The organism is Kitasatospora sp. NPDC127060, assembly GCF_042724935.1.
Taxonomy (GTDB): Bacteria; Actinomycetota; Actinomycetes; order Streptomycetales; family Streptomycetaceae; genus Kitasatospora.
In genome coordinates this window covers 49,711-62,114 of sequence record NZ_JBHXEG010000055.1, presented here as the reverse complement: position 1 = coordinate 62,114, position 12,404 = coordinate 49,711, and the positions used below count along the sequence as shown (strand labels likewise).

Genomic DNA, 12,404 nt, shown 5'->3' with positions numbered 1-12,404 from the left:
CCCCGCCTGGTGACCAGGGGTGCCGGGCTCCGGCGCGTCCGCGGGCGCGTCCTCAGCCGGGCAGGACGCCGGACAGCCCGCCGACCACCGGGAGGTCCTTGACGCCGCCGCCCGCGCTCAGCGGCCCGGTCAGCGTCCCGGTGCCCACCGGGGCCAGGCCCTGGTCCGGCTGGACGGTCGCGCCGTTGTTGAGCACGTCGGCCGAGGAGTTGGCCCACGGGTCCAGGCGCAGGCTCTTGATCGGCGCGATGCCGTAGCCGAGGCCGGAGGTCGTCCCGTTCAGCGCCTGCCCGACGTCGGTCTTGGCCAGCGTGGCCGGTCCGGCCACGGGCTCCGGGCCCGAGCCGGTGGTGGCGGCCTGCGCCGGACCGGCACCGAGCAGCACCACGGCGCCCACGGCGGCGGCCAGCCCGGCCCCGCCCTTCTTCGAAACCATGCGGATCACCCTTCGGTGGAGTGGGGCGCGGCCCGACGGAACCCGGGGGCCGGCCCTGGGGTCCCGGACGTCCCGCCCGGGGATGCCGAACTGCCCCCCGGCCGGCTGGTCGGGGGGCAGTACGGCCGAAACGCGTGCCGATCGGGGATCAGCAGTCGTCCGCGGGCTGCGGGTGCACGTCCACGTTGGCGCAGCTGTTGCCGAAGGCCGGGTTCAGCGCACCGATCACGTCGATGGAGTTGCCGCACAGGTTGATCGGGATGTGCACCGGGATCTGGATCTGGTTGCCGGAGGCGACACCGGGGGAGCCGGCGGCGACGCCCTCGGCGCCGGAGCTGGCGGCGGCGGAGCCGGCCGCGCCCAGGATCAGGCCGGCGGCGGCGGCGGAGAGGACGGCGGCCTTCTTCACGTTCTGCATGGGGGTTGATCTCCTCGATCACACACGGGTGGAGCGTGCCGCGCCCCGGCGCTGCAGGGCGCGGCACGGGCTCGGTGAATCAGCTGTCGCCGGGTCGGCGACCGCGGTTCAGCCGGCGTTGAGGCAGGAGTTGCCGAACGCCGGGTTCAGGATGCTGATGAGGCCGATGCTGTTGCCGCAGACGTTGACCGGGACGTGCACCGGGATCTGGATCTGGTTGCCGGAGAGCACGCCGGGGGAGCCGGCGGCCACGCCCTGGGCGCCCGAGCTGGCGAACGCGCCGCCGGCGGCACCGAGCACCAGGCCGGTGGCGGCCAGGGAGAGGGCAGCGGCCTTCTTGAGGTTGCGCATGGTTCTTCCTCCGATTTCTGCCCGACGGAAGGTGAGTGTCGGGAAACGGGCGAGCAGGAATACTCACCCGAAGGCTTCTTGGATTGCCGTGATTGTCACTCCGGCGGCGCACACCGGCGTGTTCCGCCCATGGCTCGGGCGTCGACGCAGCCGCCGCGTTTCTTCCAGCGCCCCGCGAACACTTCCCGCACGGCCGGGAACGGTTCGACGGAGGTGCGACCAGGAATTCCCGGTCAGGCGTTCAGGCGGTGTCGCCGAACGCCGGGTTCTGGGGGGCCCGCCATGTCGACCGACTTGCCGGGGGCCTCGGTGCCGTCGAGGCCGTGGGCGAGCTGCGCATGGGCGGTACTCGTTTCATTGAGCAGGGCCGGGTGGATCCGTCTTCGTCAGGGAGAACGAGGCAGCGCGCGCGGGGAAACGGTCCGGTCCGGTGATCACCCGAATGCCGGGCGGAGGGTGCATTGGGCCAGACGGGTGACAGTGCGGGTGCCGTCGCAACCGGTCCGGACGGGTGTCGTTCTAGATGTCGCACTCCCCGTGCATCTCTGTATGAACAGTCAGGAGGCTCGCATGAGCATCAAGAAGACCGCCGCCGTCGGCGCGGCCGTGGTGGGCATCGTGGCCGCCGGCGCCGGCACCGCCATGGCCAGCTCCGGCGCCGAGGGTGTCGCCGCGGGTTCCCCCGGTGTCATCTCCGGCAACCAGGTCCAGGTTCCGGTCCACATCCCGGTCAACCTGTGCGGCAACACCATCGACATCGTGGGCCTGCTGAACCCGTCGTTCGGCAACCACTGCGCCAACCTGGGCTGAACCCACGACCGGTTCGGCCGGTGAGAGCCGCCGTTCCGCGCTTCCCTCCTGGGGCGCGGAACGGCGGCTCTTTTCCGTTCCCGTACGGCTGCGGTCGCGTCAGTTCCCGGTGGTGTCACGAGCCTTGTTGCACTACTTGTCAGTACCTAGGATGTGAGACCTGCTCACCTTTTGCACCTCTCCTGCTCCGCACCGCTCGGCACCCCCGGCCGGACGGTTCCCCGCCCCCGCAAGGAGTCGCGTGTGATCAGGTTCCGCACGTCCGCGGCGCGGCCGGCGCGAACGGGCTCGTCCCGCTCCGCCGCCCTGCTCGCCGCCGGCGTCCTCATCGCCACCCTCGGCCTGGCCGGCGCCCCCGCCGCCCTCGCCGACAGCGCGCCGGCGCCGGACCCGGCCGCCACCCGCCCGGCCGCGATCGTCGCCCTCGGCGACAGCGCCATCTCCGGGGAGGGCGCCGGCACCGACACCAACGACGGCTACTTCCCGGAGACCGACAGCCCGACCAACTACTGCCACCGCCACCCCAAGTCGGAGATCTTCACCACCGACATCCCCGGGGTCACCCCGATCGACCTCGCCTGCTCCGGCGCCCAGACCGGCGACCTGGTCAGCGACCCCGAGCTGGCCAAGATCACCGGCGGCGGAAGCGGGGACTACGGCGAGCCCAAACAGGACGTCAAACTCGCCGACACGGCGGCCAAGTACGACGTCAAGATGGTCGTCGTCACGATCGGCGCCAACGACGACTTCGACTTCAGCGGCATCATGATGCACTGCCTCGCGCAGTACTTCCCGATCCCCAAGGACCAGGGCTGCCGGGACACCATCGGCAGCGACGAGATCCGCCGCCGGGCCCGGGCCGTCCAGCCCAAGGTCGTCGCCGCGCTGCAGAACATCCGGCAGACCATGCGCAGGGCCGGCTACGCCGACTCCTCGTACCAGCTGGTCTACCAGTCGTACTTCAACCCGATCACCCCGGACATCCGGCGCAACGACTACCTCGGCAAGATCGCCGACGGCTGTCCGGCCTTCCCCGAGGACCTCGCCTGGGGCCACAACTGGGTGGTGCCGACGTTCAGCGACGCGCTCCGCGGCGCGGCCGAACAGGTGCCCGGCGTACGGTACCTGGACCAGCGCAGGGTCGCCTTCGGGCACGAGGTGTGCGCGGAGTGGACGACCTCGCCGTACGAGTACAGCAACGGCGACGTCATCAACCTCTCGGAGTGGGCCCGCAACGGCTGCGACTCGCAGATCGGCATCCCCGGGCTGTGCATGAACATGGTCCGCCAGTCGTACCACCTGCGGGTGGCCGGCTACCGCGGTGAGGGCGTCTGCCTCGGCCAGTTCTTCACCAAGGCCGACCAGCAGGAGGCGTACTGCACGCTCAACCAGCAGAACACCACCTCGATCCAGCCGCTCACCCCCGGGAAGCCCTTCGGCGACACCCCCGAGGACGGCTCCTGGTACCAGCTCACCAACGCGGCCACCGGCAACGCCCTCGACGTCACCGGCGGCGGCAGCTACGGCGACTCCACCAACGGCCGGGCCGCGATCAGCTACCCGGCGACCGGCGGGCTGAACCAGTCCTTCGTCCTGGAGGCCAAGGCCGGCGGCAGCTACGAGCTGGACTTCAGCGGCAACCGCGGCATGTGCCTGGACGCCGACGCGGCCGCCACCGCCCCCGGCACCCGGATCCAGCAGTGGGGCTGCAACGGCGGCGCCAACCAGCACTGGGTCTTCAAGCCGGCCGGCGACGGCAACTACAAGATCGCCGACTCGGCCGACCCCACCAAGGTCCTGGCGGCCGGCGCCACCCTCGACGCCAAGGGCAACCCCTACGTCGAACTCGCCACCGACACCGGCTCCCCCGCCCAGCTCTGGCAGCTCACCAAGCTCGGCATCGTCTACCTGCACAGCTGACCGACCCTACGGCCGTCGCCGCGCCCACCCGGCCGGCGACGGCCCCACCCGCCGGGCGCCACGGGGTTCCGGGGCGGGCGTGGGCGGCCAGGCGTTCGGGGGCGTGCCGTAGGCTCTCGGGAACGTCGTTGGCGCCGGAGCCGCGCGCACCACGAGCGGGGCGGGGAGTACCCAGAGCAGATGAGCACGGCATCGAGCACCGAGTCGTCCAGCACGGAACCGTCCAGCACGGCACCGCCCAACGCCGAGCCGGTCGCCGCGGCGGGGGAGCGGGCCGAGGAGCGGACGGACCGTACGCCCGGCCGCCTCATGACGCTGGTGGACCGCTTCGCGCCCGCGGTCGGCGCGTACGCGGTGGTCAAGGCGATCGGCCTGACGGTCTTCCTGCTGCTGCTGGAGCACACCGGCGACTACCTGAAGAAGCAGGTCGGACGGGGCGGCGGCGCCCACTCGTGGGACGTGCTGGGCACCTGGGACGGCGTCTGGTACCAGCGGATCGCCGAGAACGGCTACGACCCGCAGCTGATCCCGCTGCACGGCTTCCCGCTGGCCACCTACTACGAGAACTCCGCCGCCTTCTTCCCGCTCTACCCCTGGCTGATGCGGCTGGTCGGCACCGTCACCGGGCTGGGCCCGTACGGCTCCGGGATCGTGGTCTCGGTGCTGGCCTCGCTGGTCGCGGCGGCCGGGATCTTCGCGATCGCCGAGCGGCTCGCCGGCTTCCGGGCCGGTGTGATCGCCGCGGTGATCTGGGGCCTGTTCCCGGGCTCGGGCGTGGAGTGGGCGGTCTACTCGGACTCGCTGTTCGTCGCGCTGTCCGCCTGGGCCTGCTACTGCGTGATGACCCGCCGTTGGGTCGCGGCCGGACTGATCGCCCTGGTCGCCGGCCTGAACCGGCCGACCGCCGCCGCGCTGATCGCCGCGGTGTCGATCGCCGCACTGGTCGCGCTGGTCCGCCGCACCGACGGGGTGGCCCGCCCGCTGACCGCGATGCTGATCACCCCGTGGGGCCTGCTCGGCTACGTCGCCTGGGTGGGCTGGCGGATGGGCGACTGGGGCGGCTACTTCAAGCTCCAGCGCGGCGCCTGGAACCGCTACTTCGACTTCGGCGCCTCCACCGTGCGCACCGTGATGGACGTGATCACCGGCCACTGGGACTTCTGGCAGTCCAATCCGGTGCCGGACCTGATCGCCATCGCCCTGCTGATCGCCCTGCCCGGCCTGCTGGTGCTGCTCGCGCGCGCCCGCCCGCCGCTGGTGCTGTGGGTCTACACCGCGCTGACCCTGTTCACCGCGCTGAGCAGCAACCAGATCTTCGGCAACATCTCGCGCTACCTGCTGCCGGCCTTCCCGCTGTTCATCGGCCTGGCTGTGGTGCTGCGCCGGCTGCGGACCTCCTCGCTGATCGGGCTGTTCGCGATGCCGGTGATCGCGGCGGGCTGGTACGCGGGCTATGCGCTGTTCGAGTTGGGTATCCCGTAACCCCGGTGTTGGTTGGCTACGGGATCATCCGGCAGCAGACGGGCCGTTGCTAATCTCGGACGTATGACGACGACCCCGCCCGTGCGCCAGATCCGCGACATCTCCGGTCTGCTGGACCACGCGAGCCACGTGCTGGCGACCCGGATGGCGGCCGCCTTCACCGAGCTCGGGATCACCCCCCGCGCGTACTCCGTGCTGTTCCACGCGCGGGAGGCCGAGCGCACCCAGATCCAGCTGGCCGAGCTGGCGGACCTGGACAAGACCACCATGGTGGTCACCGTCGACGAACTGGAGAAGGCGGGCCTGGCCGAGCGCCGCCCGGCCGCCACCGACCGCCGGGCCCGGATCATCTCGGTCACCGAGGCGGGCGAGCGCGCCGTCGAGCAGGGCACCGCGATCGCCGACCGGGTCCACCGGGAGCTGCTGGAGGCGCTGCCGCAGCCGGAGCAGCAGGTCTTCGTGTCGGCCCTGACCCGACTGGTCGACGGGCACCTGGCGGAGCCGGTCGAGAGCGAACGGACCGTACGTCGCGCCCGTCGCGCCCGCGGCTGAGCGACCGCGCCCCGGGGGCCCGGTCCTGCCCGGTGCTCCGCCCCGTCGCCAGGATCTGAGGAAACGTCAACTCGCCCCACTCCTGGCCGCGTTCACCGGGCCGGGTGCGGAGGCGTCAGGGCCAGACCAGGCAGTACAGCTGGTGCCCGGCGTCGTGCAGCCGGTTGGCGAAGTCCTGCCACTCGTGCAGCATGCTGTAGATCACGAAGGCGTCGCGGGGCCCGCGCCGGTCCGGCACGGTGGACCAGATGAAGGCGGCGGCGCCGAGCTCGGTCTCGTCCGCCTTGCGGAGCGGTTCGACCACGTTGTGCGGGAGTTGGACGACGGCGTAGTCGGGGTGGAGCACCACGAGTTCCAGCGGTGGCACCTGGTGCAGCGGGACGCCCTGGATGCCGGTGAGGACCATGGCGCTCATGGTCTCCGGCTTGATCTTGGTGGAGAGGTGGCCGGTGGGGGAGCCGCTGGTCTCCATCAGGTCGCCGAGCCGCCCCAGCGCGCCGAGTTCACCGGCGTCCAGGCCGAGTCCGCCCGGGCCGAGGGCGGTGGGGACTCTGGCGGCGGTCGCGCGGTCGGGTGCGCCGAAGTACTTGTACGTCACCCCCACGCGTCCCTCACCCCGCCTCTCGCCGCCTCGGCGACCACGACCCGTACCCGCTCCCGTACCCCCGCGTGCGGTTTCGGCGGGCTTGCGGGGGCCACCCGCGGCCTCGTCGAAGCCGTCCTGCGCCTCGGACACTCGGACCATCCTCACCGGAATTCGCCGGAATCGACAGACCCCCGCACGCCCGGCGTCCCGCCGGACGTGCTCCTTACCCGTCATGCGCCGCCGTACCCATCCGCGGTACGCGGCAGTCCTCTCCACACCCCTGCACACAACCGGAGCGCTCGCGCACTCTGTGCACACAGTCTGACTGGTCCGCGTTACGGAACAACCAGCGGCCCCGCCCGTAGACCACCGCCACGGACGACCGTCATGGACAACCGTACAGACAACGGTGCCCGGATCATCGTTCCAGATGATCGGGCCGGACATGCAGAGCTCAAGGACACGATTTGAGACCATGTCTCCCGTGAGCTACCCCTACGAAGCCCCCCAGTCCCAGTCGCTGTTCGATCGCGCCTCCGTGGTCACGCCCGGCGGCGTCAACTCCCCGGTGCGCGCCTTCCGCGCGGTCGGCGGCACGCCCCGCTTCATGGTGTCCGGCGCCGGCCCCTACCTCACCGACGCCGACGGCCGTGAATACGTCGACCTGGTGTGCTCGTGGGGGCCGATGATCCTCGGCCACGCGAACCCCGCCGTGATCGACGCCGTCCAGCAGGCGGTCTCCCGCGGTACGTCCTTCGGCACGCCCGGTGAGGGCGAGGTCGAGCTGGCCGAGGAGATCGTCGCCCGGGTCGCCCCGGTCGAGCAGGTCCGCCTGGTCTCCTCCGGCACCGAGGCCACCATGTCCGCGATCCGGCTCGCCCGCGGCTTCACCGGCCGGGCGAAGGTGGTCAAGTTCGCCGGCTGCTACCACGGTCACGTGGACGCGCTGCTGGCCGCCGCCGGTTCCGGCGTCGCCACCTTCGGCCTGCCCGACACCCCGGGCGTCACCGGCGCCCAGGCCGGCGACACCATCGTGCTGCCGTACAACGACCTGGCCGCCGTCGAGCAGGCCTTCGCCGCCCACCCCGGCGAGATCGCCTGCGTGATCACCGAGGCCTCGCCCGGCAACATGGGCGTCGTCCCGCCGCTGCCCGGCTTCAACGCCGGCCTGGCCCGGCTCTGCCGGGACAACGGCGCGCTGTTCATCTCCGACGAGGTGATGACCGGCTTCCGCGTCTCCAAGGCCGGCTGGTACGGCCTGGAGGCGGCGAACGAGGGCTGGGCGCCGGACCTGCTGACCTTCGGCAAGGTCATGGGCGGAGGCTTCCCGGCCGCGGCCTTCGGCGGGCGCGCCGACGTGATGGCCCACCTGGCCCCGGCCGGCCCGGTCTACCAGGCCGGCACGCTGTCCGGGAACCCGGTCGCCACCGCGGCCGGCCTGGCCCAGCTGCGCGGCTGCACCGACGAGGTGTACGCGACGGTGGACCGGGTCTCCGCCGAGATCTCCGGCCTGGTCTCCGAGGCGCTCACCAAGGAGGGCGTGGCGCACCGGCTGCAGACCGCCGGGAACATGTTCTCGGTGTTCTTCACCGACGCCGCCGTCACCAACTACGACGAGGCCAGGACCCAGGAGGCGTACCGTTTCACCGCCTTCTTCCACGCGATGCTGGCCGAGGGCGTCTACCTGCCGCCGTCCGCCTTCGAGTCCTGGTTCGTCTCGGCGACCCACGACGCCCGGGCGATCGAGCGGGTCGCCGCGGCCCTCCCGGCCGCCGCCCGCGCCGCTGCCGCCGCAACGGCCTGAATTCAGGAGTAGTCGAGAAGTGAGCGCGAAAGAGATCACCGTCGTCCACGTGATGCGCCACGGTGAGGTGCACAACCCGGAGGGCGTCCTGTACGGGCGGCTGCCGGACTACCACCTGTCCGAGCTGGGCCGGCGGATGGCCGACCGGGTCGCCGAGGACCTCGCCGGGCGGGACGTCACCCACGTGGTGGCCTCCCCGCTGGAGCGGGCCCAGGAGACCGCCGCGCCGATCGCCAAGGCCCACGGCCTGGACGTCGCGGCGGACGAGCGGCTGATCGAGGCGGAGAACGTCTTCGAGGGCAAGACCTTCGGCGTCGGCGACGGTTCGCTGCGCAACCCGGGCTACTGGAAGTACCTCACCAACCCGTTCAAGCCGTCCTGGGGCGAGCCGTACCTCGACCAGGTGGTGCGGATGATGGGCGCGCTCGGCGCCGCCCGGGACGCCGCCCGCGGGCACGAGGCGGTCTGCGTCAGCCATCAGCTGCCGATCTGGATCCTGCGCTCCTTCGTGGAGCGCCGCCGGCTCTGGCACGACCCGCGCAACCGGCAGTGCTCGCTGGCCTCGCTGACCAGTTTCACCTTCGAGGGCGACAAGATCGTCTCGGTCGGCTACCGCGAGCCGGCCCGCGACCTGCTGCCCGCACACCTGGTCGGCAAGGGCCGAAAGGGCGACAAGCCGGTCGGTAAGAGCTTCGGCGCCTGACGCCCGTAAGCGGTGCGTAAGTATGACTTCGGGTCACCTGGCGAGTGCCGGGTGGCCCGAAGTCTTCGCAGGTCAGGCGGGGTGTGGCGCGCAAGGTAGGACCCCGGCGAACCCGCTCGGAACTCCATGCGAAACTTTTCACATGTCTGCCATGACGCGCCCCCGTCCCCGTGTCGCCGCAGCCGCCGCCACAGTCGCCGCAGCTGCGCTCGTCCTCACCGGCTGTTCCTCCTCGGGCTCGTCCGGCAGCGGCGAAGGACAGGTCGGTTTCGTCACCGTCAAGGGGACCAACCTGGCGAAGGCGGACGCCGGCAAGCGCGGGGACGCGCCGGACATCACCGGGGAGACCCTGGAGGGCAACCAGGTCAAGCTCTCCGACTACCGCGGCAAGGTCGTGGTGCTGAACGTCTGGGGCTCCTGGTGCGGGCCGTGCCGGGCCGAGGCGAAGAACCTCCAGGCCGTCGCGGACGAGTACAAGGACAAGGGCGTCCAGTTCCTCGGCATCAACACCCGGGACACCGACAAGACCAACGCCGTCCGCTTCGAGCAGGAGCAGGGCGTCTCCTTCCCGAGCATCTTCGACCCGGCCGGCACCCAGCTGCTCAAGTTCCCCAGGAACAGCCTCAACCCGCAGTCCATCCCGACCACCCTGGTGGTCGACCGCGACGGCAAGCTGGCCGCCCGCGCCGTCGGCGGGACGACCCAGGAGGCGCTGGAGTCGATCGTCCAGCCGGTGGTCGCGGAGCAGCAGCAGTGAGTGGGGCACAGCACCTCGCCGGACTCCCGCTGGCCGACACCTTCACCACCGTGCAGAGCGGGGCGCTGTTGGCCGCGGCGCCGATCGCGCTCGCGGCCGGACTGGTGTCGTTCTTCTCGCCCTGCGTGCTGCCGCTGGTGCCCGGCTACCTCTCGTACGTGACGGGCTTCTCCGCCGCCGACCTCGCGGACGCCCGCGGCGCCAGGCGCGGCCGGATGCTGCTCGGGGCGACCCTGTTCATCCTCGGTTTCACCGTGGTCTTCGTCTCCGGCGGGGCGCTGTTCGGCCAGTTCGGCAACACCCTGCAGGAGCACAAGCGGGTCATCTCGATCGTGCTCGGCTCGGTGACCGTGCTGATGGGCCTGGCCTTCATGGGCCTCGTCCCCGGGCTGAGCATGCGCGAGGTGCGCTCGCACCGCCGCCCGGCCGTCGGCCTGGTCGGCGCGCCGCTGCTGGGCATGGTGTTCGGCGTCGGCTGGACGCCCTGCATCGGCCCGACCATGGCCGCCGTCCAGGGCCTGTCGCTGGACCAGGCCGACGCGGCACGCGGCGCCCTGCTGATGGTCTTCTACTGCCTGGGCCTCGGCGTACCGTTCATCGTGGCCGCGCTGGCCTTCCGCCGGGCGCTGGGCGCCTTCGGGTGGGTCAAGCGGCACTACCCGCTCGTGATGCGGATCGGTGGCGGCATGCTCGTCGCGGTCGGTCTGCTGCTCGTCACCGGGACCTGGGACGACTGGATGAGCGAACTGCAGTCCTGGACCGCCGACTCCCAGATCGGAATCTGACCGTGAGCAAGACCACGACCGATACCGAGCTGCCCCCGGCGCCGGACGACACCGCCGCCGAACGGCTCAGCACCGCGCCGGTCGAGTCCGACGGACCGACCGGCATAGGGGTGCTCGGCTGGGCCCGCTGGATGTGGCGTCAGCTGACCTCGATGCGGGTCGCGCTGATCCTGCTGTTCCTGCTGTCGCTGGCCGCCATCCCGGGCTCGCTGATCCCGCAGAACGGCCAGAACCAGTTCAAGGTGCAGACCTGGAAGGCGCAGCACACCGCGGTCGCGCCGATCTACGAGAAGCTCCAGCTGTTCGACGTCTACAGCTCGGTCTGGTTCTCCGCGATCTACATCCTGCTGTTCGTCTCGCTGGCCGGCTGCATCATCCCGCGCACCTGGCAGTTCGTCGGCGTGCTGCGATCCCAGCCGCCGGCCGCGCCGCGCAACCTGACCCGGATGCCGGTGTACGCGGCCTGGCGCACCGGGGCGGACCCGGAGCAGGTGAACGCCGCCGCCCACCGGCTGCTGCGCAAGCGCGGCTTCCGGGCCAACCTGGCCGGCGACTCGGTGGCCGGCGAGAAGGGGTACCTGCGCGAGGTCGGCAACCTGCTGTTCCACCTGTCGCTGTTCGCGCTGCTCGGCGGCTTCGCCTGGGCCAGCCTGGCCTCCGGTACCGGCGGCAAGCTGATGGTCGAGGGCCAGGGCTACTCCAACACCATCACCCAGCTCGACGACTTCACCGGCACCCGGTTCTACGGCAACCAGGACCTGGACCCCTTCTACCTGAAGCTCGACGACTTCACCTCCAAGTTCCAGAACACCGGTGACCAGATGGGCGCCGCCCGGCAGTTCACCGCGAACGTGGAGTACTACGAGGGCAGCGACGACTCGAAGCTGAAGAAGGGCACGATCGAGGTCAACCACCCGCTGGAGATCGGCGGCAGCAAGGTCTTCCTGATCGGCCACGGCTACGCCCCGGTCATCACCGTGAAGAACGGCAAGGGCGAGGTGGTCTACCACGACGTCGTGCCGTTCCTGCCGCAGGACGCCAACCTGACCTCGACCGGCGTGGTGAAGGTCTCCGACTACGGCGTCGGCCCGGACGGCAACAGGACCCAGCTGGGCTTCTCCGGCTTCTTCCTGCCGACCGCCCCGCTGAGCTTCGCCGGCACCGGCCCGATCTCGCTGTTCCCCGGCGACGCCGCCCCCGAACTGGTGCTGAACGCCTTCTCCGGCGACCTCGGCACCGACTCCGGCCTGCCGCAGAACATCTACCAGCTGAACACCGCCAAGCTCACCCAGCTGAAGCAGGACGACCAGCCGGCTAAGGCCCTGCTCAAGCCGGGCCAGGCCTGGGACCTCCCGGACGGCTACGGCAGCGTCACCTTCGAGGGCTACAAGCAGTGGGCGAGCTTCAACGTCTCGCACCGCCCCGGCAACGAGATCGCGCTCACCGGCGCCGTCCTGGCGATCCTCGGCCTGATCGGCTCGCTGTTCATCCAGCGCCGCCGGATCTGGGTGCGGGCGGTGGCCCTGCCGGGCGGCGGCACCCAGGTGGAGCTGGCCGGCCTGGCCCGCAGCGAGTCGGCGAAGATCGCCGAGGAGCTGGCCGAACTCGCGGTGGACCTCCAGGACGACGCCCCGGCGTCGGAGACGGACGAGACGGACGAGACGGACGAGGAGGACGGGGAGGACTCCCCGGCGCCTCCGCCGACGGCGGAGGGGGAGCCCGCACCCGAAGACCCCGCCGCCGACGATCCCGCAGCAGAAGACCCCACAGCCCCTGCCGACCAGAACTCCAAGGAGTAGA

13 protein-coding genes are annotated in these 12,404 nt (G+C 71.4%); 9 read left to right on the top strand and 4 right to left on the bottom strand.

What is annotated here, in order from left to right; translation table 11 throughout:
- Positions 1-52: 52 nt before the first annotated feature.
- The 3 genes from ACFWIS_RS26890 to ACFWIS_RS26880 all read right to left on the bottom strand — a co-directional run bounded on the left by ACFWIS_RS26890 (position 53) and on the right by ACFWIS_RS26880 (position 1,205).
- A complete protein-coding gene (locus ACFWIS_RS26890) occupies positions 53-436 on the bottom strand; it encodes a hypothetical protein (protein WP_380464120.1) in 384 nt (127 codons plus the stop codon).
- Between the two features lie 148 nt (positions 437-584).
- Positions 585-854 (bottom strand): chaplin, encoded by a 270-nt coding sequence (locus tag ACFWIS_RS26885; protein WP_380464122.1) that lies wholly within the window; start codon positions 852-854, stop codon positions 585-587.
- A gap of 108 nt (positions 855-962) precedes the next feature.
- Complete coding sequence (locus ACFWIS_RS26880) at positions 963-1,205, bottom strand: chaplin (protein WP_380464124.1); 243 nt, start codon at positions 1,203-1,205, stop codon at positions 963-965.
- A gap of 570 nt (positions 1,206-1,775) precedes the next feature.
- On the opposite strand from ACFWIS_RS26880, the gene ACFWIS_RS26875 reads away from it, so the two are divergent.
- The 4 genes from ACFWIS_RS26875 (at position 1,776) to ACFWIS_RS26860 (ending at position 5,969) form a co-directional block, all read left to right on the top strand.
- A complete protein-coding gene (locus ACFWIS_RS26875) occupies positions 1,776-2,015 on the top strand; it encodes a chaplin (RefSeq protein ID WP_380464126.1) in 240 nt (79 codons plus the stop codon).
- Between the two features lie 243 nt (positions 2,016-2,258).
- Positions 2,259-3,935 (top strand): RICIN domain-containing protein, encoded by a 1,677-nt coding sequence (locus tag ACFWIS_RS26870; RefSeq protein WP_380462909.1) that lies wholly within the window; start codon positions 2,259-2,261, stop codon positions 3,933-3,935.
- A 180-nt stretch (positions 3,936-4,115) separates the two neighbouring features.
- Positions 4,116-5,417 (top strand): glycosyltransferase family 39 protein, encoded by a 1,302-nt coding sequence (locus ACFWIS_RS26865; protein WP_380462911.1) that lies wholly within the window; start codon positions 4,116-4,118, stop codon positions 5,415-5,417.
- Positions 5,418-5,480: 63 nt separating this feature from the next.
- On the top strand, positions 5,481-5,969 hold the full coding sequence (locus ACFWIS_RS26860) for a MarR family winged helix-turn-helix transcriptional regulator (RefSeq protein WP_380462913.1): 489 nt from the start codon (positions 5,481-5,483) through the stop codon (positions 5,967-5,969).
- A 115-nt stretch (positions 5,970-6,084) separates the two neighbouring features.
- Here the strand turns inward: ACFWIS_RS26860 and ACFWIS_RS26855 are convergent, their stop codons facing one another.
- Positions 6,085-6,567, bottom strand: coding sequence for a hypothetical protein (locus tag ACFWIS_RS26855; protein WP_350507657.1), 483 nt, complete (start codon positions 6,565-6,567; stop codon positions 6,085-6,087).
- Between the two features lie 463 nt (positions 6,568-7,030).
- Here ACFWIS_RS26855 and hemL point away from each other — a divergent pair, with 463 nt between their 5' ends.
- From hemL to ACFWIS_RS26830, 5 genes are all read left to right on the top strand, one after another.
- A complete protein-coding gene (hemL, locus tag ACFWIS_RS26850) occupies positions 7,031-8,359 on the top strand; it encodes a glutamate-1-semialdehyde 2,1-aminomutase (RefSeq protein ID WP_380462915.1) in 1,329 nt (442 codons plus the stop codon).
- 52 nt (positions 8,360-8,411) lie between these two features.
- On the top strand, positions 8,412-9,062 hold the full coding sequence (locus tag ACFWIS_RS26845) for a histidine phosphatase family protein (protein WP_380462931.1): 651 nt from the start codon (positions 8,412-8,414) through the stop codon (positions 9,060-9,062).
- A 142-nt stretch (positions 9,063-9,204) separates the two neighbouring features.
- Positions 9,205-9,819, top strand: coding sequence for a TlpA family protein disulfide reductase (locus ACFWIS_RS26840; protein ID WP_380462917.1), 615 nt, complete (start codon positions 9,205-9,207; stop codon positions 9,817-9,819).
- Positions 9,816-10,604 (top strand): cytochrome c biogenesis CcdA family protein, encoded by a 789-nt coding sequence (locus ACFWIS_RS26835; RefSeq protein WP_380462919.1) that lies wholly within the window; start codon positions 9,816-9,818, stop codon positions 10,602-10,604. The genes ACFWIS_RS26840 and ACFWIS_RS26835 overlap by 4 nt, the downstream gene beginning before the upstream one ends.
- 2 nt (positions 10,605-10,606) lie before the next feature.
- Positions 10,607-12,403 (top strand): cytochrome c biogenesis protein ResB, encoded by a 1,797-nt coding sequence (locus ACFWIS_RS26830; RefSeq protein WP_380462921.1) that lies wholly within the window; start codon positions 10,607-10,609, stop codon positions 12,401-12,403.
- The last annotated feature ends 1 nt before the right edge of the window (position 12,404 follow it).

Excerpts from the sequence above, each read along its gene's own strand:
- ACFWIS_RS26890 (WP_380464120.1), bottom strand. The coding sequence starts at position 436 with ATGGTTTCGAAGAAGGGCGGGGCCGGGCTGGCCGCCGCCGTGGGCGCC.
- ACFWIS_RS26885 (WP_380464122.1), bottom strand. The coding sequence starts at position 854 with ATGCAGAACGTGAAGAAGGCCGCCGTCCTCTCCGCCGCCGCCGCCGGC.
- ACFWIS_RS26880 (WP_380464124.1), bottom strand. The coding sequence starts at position 1,205 with ATGCGCAACCTCAAGAAGGCCGCTGCCCTCTCCCTGGCCGCCACCGGC.
- ACFWIS_RS26875 (WP_380464126.1), top strand. The coding sequence starts at position 1,776 with ATGAGCATCAAGAAGACCGCCGCCGTCGGCGCGGCCGTGGTGGGCATC.
- ACFWIS_RS26865 (WP_380462911.1), top strand. The coding sequence starts at position 4,116 with ATGAGCACGGCATCGAGCACCGAGTCGTCCAGCACGGAACCGTCCAGC.
- ACFWIS_RS26860 (WP_380462913.1), top strand. The coding sequence starts at position 5,481 with ATGACGACGACCCCGCCCGTGCGCCAGATCCGCGACATCTCCGGTCTG.
- hemL (WP_380462915.1), top strand. The coding sequence starts at position 7,031 with ATGTCTCCCGTGAGCTACCCCTACGAAGCCCCCCAGTCCCAGTCGCTG.
- ACFWIS_RS26845 (WP_380462931.1), top strand. The coding sequence starts at position 8,412 with ATGCGCCACGGTGAGGTGCACAACCCGGAGGGCGTCCTGTACGGGCGG.
- ACFWIS_RS26840 (WP_380462917.1), top strand. The coding sequence starts at position 9,205 with ATGTCTGCCATGACGCGCCCCCGTCCCCGTGTCGCCGCAGCCGCCGCC.